8 protein-coding genes are annotated in these 9,620 nt (G+C 60.1%); 3 read left to right on the forward strand and 5 right to left on the reverse strand.

Annotated elements, in window-relative coordinates; genetic code table 11:
• Nucleotides 1-27: 27 nt before the first annotated feature.
• Both mraZ and coq7 read right to left on the reverse strand, forming a co-directional pair.
• On the reverse strand, nucleotides 28-456 hold the full coding sequence (gene mraZ / locus BGP02_RS20095; protein WP_026132111.1) for a division/cell wall cluster transcriptional repressor MraZ: 429 nt from the start codon (nucleotides 454-456) through the stop codon (nucleotides 28-30).
• 462 nt (nucleotides 457-918) lie between these two features.
• A complete protein-coding gene (coq7, locus tag BGP02_RS20100; RefSeq protein ID WP_286799078.1) occupies nucleotides 919-1,575 on the reverse strand; it encodes a 2-polyprenyl-3-methyl-6-methoxy-1,4-benzoquinone monooxygenase in 657 nt (218 codons plus the stop codon).
• A 318-nt stretch (nucleotides 1,576-1,893) separates the two neighbouring features.
• Here coq7 and BGP02_RS20105 point away from each other — a divergent pair, with 318 nt between their 5' ends.
• Both BGP02_RS20105 and BGP02_RS20110 read left to right on the forward strand, forming a co-directional pair.
• A complete protein-coding gene (locus BGP02_RS20105) occupies nucleotides 1,894-3,048 on the forward strand; it encodes a porin (RefSeq protein ID WP_017234765.1) in 1,155 nt (384 codons plus the stop codon).
• 202 nt (nucleotides 3,049-3,250) lie between these two features.
• Entirely contained in the window at nucleotides 3,251-3,730 is a 480-nt protein-coding gene (locus BGP02_RS20110) for a MarR family winged helix-turn-helix transcriptional regulator (protein WP_017234766.1), read from the forward strand.
• A gap of 183 nt (nucleotides 3,731-3,913) precedes the next feature.
• Here BGP02_RS20110 and BGP02_RS20115 read toward each other — a convergent pair whose 3' ends face one another.
• Entirely contained in the window at nucleotides 3,914-5,059 is a 1,146-nt protein-coding gene (locus BGP02_RS20115) for an aminopeptidase (protein ID WP_017234767.1), read from the reverse strand.
• A gap of 67 nt (nucleotides 5,060-5,126) precedes the next feature.
• Complete coding sequence (locus tag BGP02_RS20120) at nucleotides 5,127-7,202, reverse strand: molybdopterin-containing oxidoreductase family protein (RefSeq protein ID WP_261939693.1); 2,076 nt, start codon at nucleotides 7,200-7,202, stop codon at nucleotides 5,127-5,129.
• A gap of 214 nt (nucleotides 7,203-7,416) precedes the next feature.
• On the opposite strand from BGP02_RS20120, the gene BGP02_RS20125 reads away from it, so the two are divergent.
• Nucleotides 7,417-8,613, forward strand: a complete 1,197-nt coding sequence (locus BGP02_RS20125; protein WP_017234770.1) for a M20 aminoacylase family protein — start codon at nucleotides 7,417-7,419, stop codon at nucleotides 8,611-8,613.
• Nucleotides 8,614-8,703: 90 nt separating this feature from the next.
• On the opposite strand, the gene BGP02_RS20130 is transcribed toward BGP02_RS20125, so the two are convergent.
• Entirely contained in the window at nucleotides 8,704-9,546 is an 843-nt protein-coding gene (locus tag BGP02_RS20130; RefSeq protein ID WP_157211505.1) for a DUF3047 domain-containing protein, read from the reverse strand.
• Nucleotides 9,547-9,620 lie beyond the last annotated feature (74 nt).

The following is a 9,620-nucleotide window of genomic DNA, read 5'->3' on the forward strand; positions in this document are numbered from 1 at the left end:
GTCATGCTCGTCGGACCACCTGATCTGTCAAAAAGTGAAGTTTTTCAGTGCATCCGGCATGCCTTGCGCCATTGCCGCCTGTTCCTTGGCGGCGTACGTCGCGGCATCCCAGAGTTCAAAGTGACTGCCCATGCCCAGCAGCATGACTTCCTTGTCCATGCCCGCGGCCGCGCGCAACTCGGGCGCCACCAGGACACGTCCCGCCGAATCCATCTCGACGTCGGCAGCGTTGCCCAGGAAGATGCGTCGCCACCAGTGCGCGTCCATCGGCAGTGCGGCGATCTTGCCGCGGAAGATTTCCCATTCGGGACGCGGGAACAGCAGCAGACATCCGTCGGGGTGCTTGGTGATTGTCACCTTGCCTTGCGCGTCGCCTTGCAGCACGTCACGATGCCGGGCCGGAATCGACATCCGTCCCTTCGCATCCAGTGAAAGTGCCGAGGCTCCCTGAAACACATGCGCTCCCGTGAGGTTTCGTCCGCCTGCCCGTCATGCCGAACGAGAAAGATTTTGTGCTCTACACCACACAAAAATACACTTTCTCACACTATTTCCCACTTTAGAGGAGAGTGTTTGGGCGGTCAAGCGTTTCACCCGATTTTCGGAGGGAATTTGTTAGGCAGAACAATGACTTAGCTCACTTTCCTAAAGCCGGAAAACGGAATTTTGTCAGGAAAATTAAAGACATAACTGCGATAGTGAATGTGGAACCTCAAACTTTAGATACTGCCTCGCGGGAGGCCCGCCAGCACTATCGCTAGCGAGTAGTGCGCACTTACGCCGAGCCAAGGCGCGGCAACTGCCGGTTGGCACGCGCCACACGAGGGGAAGATCGACACGGGAGGTGGGGGTCAATCGAGGAAACGCTTCAGGGGCTCTATTCAAGTGCTCTATTTCGGGCGCGCTATTTCAAGTGCTCTATATATAGTAGGCCGTCGTCGTCATGACTTTCGCGGCCGCGCGCATTACGCGCTGTACCGGGGCGGGCAGATCAATCCCGCCGGCGTCGCGCGCCGCCTGACCGTGCTCGATCTCGTCCCGGCGCATCTGGTCAACGATGGCGCGCGAGCGCACGTCGTGCGGTGGCAAGTCGTTGAGGTGGCTATCAAGATGGTGCTCGACCTGCCGCTCCGTCTCCGACACGAAGCCCAGGCTGACTTTGTCGCCGCACTTGCCCGCCACGAAGCCGATGGCAAACGCGCCGGCATACCAGAGCGGGTTGAGCAGGCTCGGGCGCGAGCCGAGTTCCGAGAGACGGTGCGCCGTCCAGGCAAGGTGATCTTCTTCCTCCTTGCCGGCGCGCTCGAAGGCGGAGCGCAGCTCCGGACGCGTTGTCGCCAGCTTCTGCGCCTGATAAAGCGCCTGCGCGCACACTTCCCCCACGTGATTCACGCGCATAAGGCCCGCAACATGCCGCCGCTCTTGCGGCGTCAACGCGTCGTCGCCGATCGGTGCGTCACTCAATATAGTAGAGCGGGAAGCATCGACAGCAGGTGTCGGGCGGGAGGCTTGCGTAACGCCGGCGATCGCTCGCAGGCCGCGGTCAAGTTCAGAGATCAGGCTGTCGGAAAACATCGTACTTTCAACTCACTTCGATTTTTCACAATGTGGGACGCCAGACGATTGCGTCACGTCCGTCACGGATGATACGCGCCTTTGTCCGGCGCGCCTTGCGCGGGCGCAAAGGCATGAAAGCCCCGCTGGACGCCGGTTTGCGGGCTGTTGCGTAAACGAAACAAAGGACGCCGCAAACCCGCGCAAAACCGGCCTTTTCCTTTGCCGCCCACAGTGAATTTGTTACATTACGTCCAACTTCTCGCGAAGTTGATTAGCAAGGACGTTATCACTAGTGACCTTGTTAAACAAATCTCACAATCCTTTGGAGATCACTCAATGAAAAAGTCGCTTCTCGCTCTGGGTGTGCTCGGCGCATTCGCTGGCGCTGCTCACGCTCAAAGCAGCGTGACCCTGTACGGTATCATCGACGGTGGCTTCACGTACGTGAACAAGACGGGCGGCAACGTTGCCGGCACGGGCAACGCCACCAAGAACATTTCGCTGAACAGCGGCAACCTGCAAGGTTCGCGTTGGGGCCTGAAGGGCGCTGAAGATCTGGGCGGCGGCCTGAAGGCGATCTTCGTGCTGGAAAGCGGCTTCAACGTCAACAACGGCATGTCGGCTCAAGGCGGTCGCCTGTTCGGTCGTCAAGCTTACGTTGGCCTGAGCAGCGCAACGGCTGGCACGGTGTCGATCGGTCGTCAGTACGACTCCGTAGTTGACTTCGTTGGTCCGTTCGCTTCGGGCAGCCAATGGGCAACGTATTCGGGCGCTCACCCGTTCGATAACGACAACCTGAACAACTCGTTCCGCATCAACAACTCGATCAAGTACACGACCGCCAACTACAACGGCTTCAGCGCTGGCGCTCTGTACGGCTTCTCGAACTCGGCTAACAACGGTTCGACGGGCACGGGCTTCGCGAACAACCGTGCATGGTCGGTTGGTATGGGCTACGCCAACGGTCCGTTGACCTTGGGCGCTGGCTACTTGTACCTCGGCGCACCGGGCAGCAACTCGAGCGGCGTGCTGCTGAGCGGCGACCAGAACACGGCGATGACCGCCGGCGGCCTGGCCTCCAGCGACAAGGCATACATTGCTTCGGCAGGCGGTTCGTACGCCTTCGGTCCGGCTACGGTTGGCCTGGTCTACAGCCACAGCAAGTATGACTACATCGGCGGCGGCAGCTGGAAGTTCGACAACGTCGAACTGAACGGCAAGTACATGCTGACCCCGGCCCTGCAACTGGGCCTGGCTTACACGTACACCTGGACGAAGCTGGCATCGGGCACGACCGATATTTCGCCGAAGTACCACCAAGTCAACCTGGGCGTCGACTACTTCCTGTCGAAGCGCACGGACACGTACCTGGTTGGTCTGTGGCAACACGCCAACAACGACGCTCCTGGCGGCGCGTCGATGAACGGCCAAGGCTTCGCGAACAGCACGAACCAGTTCGCCGTTACGGCTGGTATCCGTCACAAGTTCTAAGCTGACAGCTTCTGTCACTTAGGCTTTGACGAAAGGGCACCTTCGGGTGCCCTTTTTTTATCGTGTCGGCGAAGCAGCAACTGCTGCCACCGTTTGCCGGTTGCTGGCATCGCGTGCACCAGGACTTCGTAACGACCCCAGCTTGACCGAGGGTTTATTTCAAACCTAAAATTTCCATACTGTAAATTTTACGTTGCCCACCATGAGCCTCGCCGACGCCGACTCTCTCGATCTCGAAACCCGAGCCCACGATCGCGAGCACGATGCCCTGCGGCTATGGCTGCGCCTCCTCACCTGCGCCAACATGATCGAGACAGACATCCGCTCGCGCTTGCGCCAGGATTTCGATTGCACGCTGCCTCGCTTCGATCTGCTCGCGCAACTCGACCGACACCCCGAGGGGCTGAAGATGGGGGAGCTTAGCAAGCGAATGATGGTCACCGGCGGAAACGTCACGGGTATTACCGATCAGTTGGAGAAGGAAGGCTGGGTCACGCGCCAGACGGTCGCCAATGACCGGCGCGCCTTTCTGATCAAGCTCACGCCACGCGGTAAGAAGGCGTTCTCCGATATGGCTCGTGCTCATGAACAGTGGATCGAGCAGCGCCTGGGAAGGCTGCCGGAAGACAGGCAGAAGCAACTTTATGCCCTGCTGGGCGACCTGAAGTCGGTGATTGCCTGAGGGATGCGAGGCGCCGTATCCCATCTGAAACGGCGACACCGCCACTCACTTTAGATCCGGGATCTCCAACGTTCGACCTGCGCCGCGTTGACGCTCAAGGCTCGGTGTCGCCCTTCGCCCTTCGCGCGTCGAACGCCGGGCTCGGACGCTCGGATCCAGATTCTGCGGTGTTCCTCAGACAGTCTATCGCCGCGCCTGCAACGGCTTGTCGAGCAAGTCGCGCGCTGCGGCGGCCGCCGGGGTGCTGTCTAGCGCGGTGAGCGCTGCAACGCGCTCGGCCTCTGGCCGCTTCGATAAGGTTTTAACGGCGGCATAAAAGGCTGGCAGGTCGTCATGCACCTCCGCCAGCATCGCCATGAACGCCGGCACCCACTGGTTATACGTCGCGAACGATCCGATTTTGGCGTTATTCAAGTGCGAGGCAAACCAAAGGTCAAACCCCTTGTACCCACCCCAGGACGCCTTCAATCGCTCGTAGTCAGCACGCATGCTGGCGAACAGCGCGTCCTTGGTCGCGATCTTCTGCGCGTTCGTTTCCGAGCCGTCGTACAGGGTTTCCAAGCGCTTGCGATAACCCTCCACCAATTGACGGAACTGGCGTCGGTGCGCGTCGTATCGCTCGTATTCCATGGCCGCGTCGGGATGCGCCGTCAGCCAGCGCCGTACGCCCACGGTTTCCACTGTCACGGCGAAAGACTCGTTGAATGCCGTATCGCCTCGAACAAATAGAATCTGATGCGCGAGTTCGTGGAAAATCATCCGCGCCACTTCCGCCCGCGGAAGATAGATGAAAGTGTTGAGCAGTGGATCGTCGAAATAGCCCAGCGTTGAATACGCCGGAATCCCCGCGACGAACGTCTCCCAGCCATCTCGGTGCAACTCGGCCGCATAAGCCTCGGCGGATTCACGAGAGTAATAGCCCCGATACTCGACGCATCCGACGACCAGCAGGCAGGATTCGCGAAGCTTCAACGACAGCGCGGGCGCGGCGAAGACGTTGTAGACGACGAACGGTCGCTTGAGGTCCGCATAGCTACGATAACTCCCGTTGTCCGGTTCACCGAGCGCGGACACCGCATAGCTTCGGATTTGCTCGGCTTCTATCAGCCGTGTGCGCAAATGCGGGGCAACCGATGGGTCGGCAAGCAGATCGGACACCGGCTGCGCTTCATGCAACACGGTGAAGTGCCCGTTAATCGACTGCGCGTAGTAACCGACCTGGCCGCATCCGGCAAGACCGAACAGTACCGCCCAGCCGGCGGCTAAACCCACGGCGGCGCGAAACATCGAACGCCGGCATGCGGAGAACACCGGGAACGGTGTGAGCATCGCAGCAGGGTTACGCATCGCGGGCTCCTCGGCGTCAGCTCGGCATCGGCAGGCGTGACGACCGGTCTTATGCCGGCGCGACTTCGACCAGGCAATCGTAGAACGTTGGCGCTCGTCCCAGATCGGTCAGCTGCTGGCTGGTGACCTCGTTGGCATTCTTGCCGTCCGGAGCGAGTTTCTTCCACCAGATAGACAGACCCACCACGACGCCTTCACGTGCCTTCTCCGTCACCCGAGCCTTTGCGCTCAAGATGCCTCGATCGTTGAAGATTCGCACATCGCCGCCATTCTCAATGCCTCGAGGCGCGGCATCCGCGGGATGAATATCGAGCGTCGGCTCTCCCACCGAGGCACGCAGGCTATCGACGTTCACGAAGCTCGAATTCAGGAAGTGACGGGCGGGCGGTGAAATCATTGCCAGGGGATAGCGTGCCGCCAGATCCGGATTGCTCGCCACCGATTCGTACGGCGGCACCCAGTCGGGTAGCGGATCGAAACCTTCCTGCAGCATGCGCTCGGAATAAAACTCACACTTGCCCGACGGCGTGTAGAACTGCCCGTTCGCAAAGGGCGCGTCCGGCAGATCGTATCGGATCCACCCATCACGCTTGAGGGTCTCCCAGTCACCCCCTGCCATGCGAGCATCGTCCCAGCGAATGGATTGCGCGGCCAATTGATCGTCGGTATCGGAGAAACAAGCCTCCTGCCATCCCATGCGCCCCGCCAACAGACGAAAGATTTCCGAGTTGGGCTTGGCTTCGCCGAGCGGCGCAATGGCCGGATTATTCGCCAGCAGATAGGTATGGCCGTAAGCCTTGTGGATATCCAGATGCTCGAGCTGCGTCGTTGCCGGCAGCACGAAGTCCGCATAATCGGCAGTATCGGTCTGGAAATGCTCCAACACCACGGTGAAGAGATCTTCCCGGGCGAAGCCCGCCGCCACCTTGCCCGACTCCGGTGCCACCGCCACTGGATTGCTGTTGTAGACCACCAGCGCCTCGATCTTCGGCCCGAACGAATCGTCGCCCGGATGGCAAAGGGCATCACCGATCGCGCTCATGTTCACCACGCGGGCCGGCTTTTCCTGATGTGGCCGCAGATCGGGCCGTGCCTGCGCCACCGAATCAACGGGTGCGTAACCCGACGCCGACATCAGCAGCCCGCCCGCCGGATCGCGCCACGCGCCGATCAGCGCCGGCAGGCAGGCGACCGCGCGGGTCGCCTGCCCGCCGCCTCTGGCTCGCTGCATGCCGTAGTTCAGACGAATCGCCGCGGGCTTCGCGTTCGCATACTCGCGCGCCAACGTCGTGATTGTGTCTTCGGAGATACCGCAAATTTCCGCGACGCGGGCCGGCGTGTAGCGTCGTACGCGCTCCTTGAGCTGCGCGTAGCCCACCGTGTGTCGCGCAATGTATTCGTGATCAACGCGATCTTCATCGATCAGGACATGCATCATGCCCAATGCCAGCGCCGCGTCCGTGCCTGGCAGCAAGGCAATGTGCTGATGGCACTTTTCCGCCGTGAGCGAACGATAGGGATCGATGGCGATCAACTTCGCACCGCGACGCTTGGCTTCCTGCGCGATGGCCCAGAAATGCACGCTCGACGTAATCGGATTGCTGCCCCAGATGAGAATCAGCTTGCTGTCGACAAAGTGTTCGACGTGCATGCCGACACCAGCGCCGTACGTGTAGCGCAGCCCCGCGGCGCCGGCGCTCGCACAGATCGTGCGATCGAGGTCGGACGCGCCGAGCTTGTTGAAGAACCTTGCCGCCATCGATTCGCCTTGGACGAATCCCATCGTGCCAGCATAGCTGTAGGGGAGAATTGCTTCGGGCTCGCGTGCCGCAATCGCCCCCAGTCGCGAGGCGATCTCGTCAAGCGCCTCATCCCAACTGACTGGCACGAATTGCCCGCTCCCCTTCGGTCCGACGCGCTTGAGCGGATGCAACAAGCGATCCGGATGATAGGTTCGTTCAGTGTATCGAGAGACTTTCGTACACAAGACACCCTTGGTCGTCGGATGGTCCGGATCGCCCTGGACCTTGATAGCGACGCCATTTTCCACTGTAACGTGCATGGCGCACGTATCGGGACAGTCATGCGGGCATGCGGCCCGAACGACGCGGGTGTTGGTCGTCATGAAACGACTCCTCTCTTTACGAAATTGCCGCGACCGCCAACGGCGCGACGTTGACGACATTGTATTACGTTCCCCCCCGCCTCACCCCGCGCCACGGTCGCTTGCGACATTTTCCAGACGTGTCTGGCGCAGCGATCGGACGTTTCTGCTCCAAGGTGCCAGACCAGGTCATTAGGGGTAAGATGGACCATTGCGCCCCGCAGGAAACCCAAACATGAAGCTCATTCCAGAAATCGACGCCGCTCGTGGCGAACTCCAGACCATCCGACGTGATATTCACGCGCATCCCGAACTGTGCTTCGAAGAGAAGCGTACTTCGGACGTGGTGGCGGATACGTTGACCCAATGGGGTATCCCCATTCATCGCGGACTCGGTAAAACCGGCGTCGTCGGCATCATCAAGCAAGGCAGCAGCGAGCGTGCGATCGGCCTGCGCGCCGATATGGATGCGCTACCGATTCGTGAGGCGAATACGTTCGAGCACGCGTCGAAGCATGAGGGCAAGATGCACGCCTGCGGTCACGATGGTCACACGGCCATGCTGCTTGCCGCCGCGAAATATCTCCAGACGCATCGCCATTTCGACGGCACCGTCTACCTGATTTTCCAGCCAGCCGAGGAAGGCGGCGGCGGCGCGCGTGAGATGATCAAGGACGGACTGTTCGAGCGCTTCCCCATGCAGGCGGTGTTCGGCATGCACAACTGGCCGGGCGCGCCGACCGGTACGTTCGCCGTGACGCCGGGTCCCATGATGGCCTCGAGCAATGAATTCAAGATCACGCTTCGCGGCAAGGGAACCCATGCGGGCATTCCGAATGCCGGCATCGATCCAGTGATTGCGGCTGTGCAGGTAGCGCAGGCGTTGCAGAGCATCATCACGCGCAACAAGCGGCCGATCGACGCCGCAGTGCTCTCCATTACCCAGATCCATGCGGGCGACACCACAAACGTGGTTCCCGATGTGGCATGGTTGGGCGGCACGGTTCGCACGTTTTCGATCGAGGTCCTGGATCTCATTGAGACACGTCTGCGAGAGATTGCCGAATTCGTGGCCAAGGGGTTCGGCTGCTCGGCGGACATTGAATTCCTTCGCAATTACCCGCCGACGATCAATGATCCGGGCATGGCAGCGCTGTGTGCCGACGTGATGCGCGAGGTGGTCGGCAACGAGAACGTCAACGACACGGTGGAACCGACGATGGGGGCGGAGGACTTCTCGTTCATGCTCCTGAAGAAGCCGGGCGCGTACGTGTTCATCGGAAACGGCGATGGCACGCACCGGGACACCGGCCATGGCCTGGGTCCGTGCAACCTGCACAATGCCAGTTATGATTTCAACGACGATCTGCTCCCGCTTGGCGGCACGTACTGGGTCAAGCTGGTCGAGACCTATTTTGGACGCAATCCGTAAGCTGCCTGATCCCTGCGTTCGGGCGAGAATAAGAAAAGCCGGCAAGTATCACTTGCCGGCTTTTTCGCTTTTGATGCGAATGAGATCGCGTTATTTCGCGGCCGTTGTCGTGGGAACACCCTCCGTTTCGAGACGAATGTCACCGTACCATGCGGTAAATTTCGATCGAGTATTGTCGCCGTCGCTCATGATTGCAATACCGATCAGACGCCCTGGAGGCTCGCCAAACGCTTTCTCATAATCCCTGGCGATATCGCGAGAATACGTCTGCCATCTTCCAAGGTGCTCGTCACCGCGCTCGACAACGAGGGAGCGAATACGACCGGTATAAGGATTGGTGACGACATCGTCCACCGAGAATTTATCATCACCCCAGGTGTACATCAGGGTCGCAAACGGTAAGTCACGACCGCTGACCATACGCGCCAATTCGCGATGCAGTTGATCTTGCATGGTCAGTTTTGCGGGATCGCCATCGAACGCAAGGGCGATGCGAACGGGTGCGTCATCGAATGCCTTCGTGCGAATATCGGCACTCGCGGGGATGGCATCCGCTCGCCAGCGCCACGTCAGCTTGGCGCCTGGGTACACAGGAATGTCGAGCGTCTGTGCGATGCCGGACGCAGATTTGTCGACCGAGGCGCGAATCACCGCGATGCCCTGGCTATCGATCGTCTGTTCGTAATGGGTGAGCCGTTTGTTGCGGGTGACGAGATACGTCTCCCAGTGCGGGGGCAAACCCTCCGGATTCACGGCAGCGGAAAGGGGAGCAATGTCATCGCTTTGTACCGACGAAGGCAATGCCGAGGCATGTTTCGACGAGGTTCCCGGCAACGTACATCCACCAATCCCCAAGATAACCATGGCGGTTACAACCCACGCCGCTCCCGCACGCCATCTTGCATGGCGCTTGCTTCGATCCTGATTGACCACCTGTTTCGCTCTCCGAACTTCCACTAACCCCGTGGCCAAATGCTAAGCGAGAAATGGATATCGATCCAGACGGA

This window comes from Pandoraea sp. 64-18 (genome assembly GCF_001899225.1).
Lineage (GTDB): Bacteria > Pseudomonadota > Gammaproteobacteria > Burkholderiales > Burkholderiaceae > Pandoraea > Pandoraea cepalis.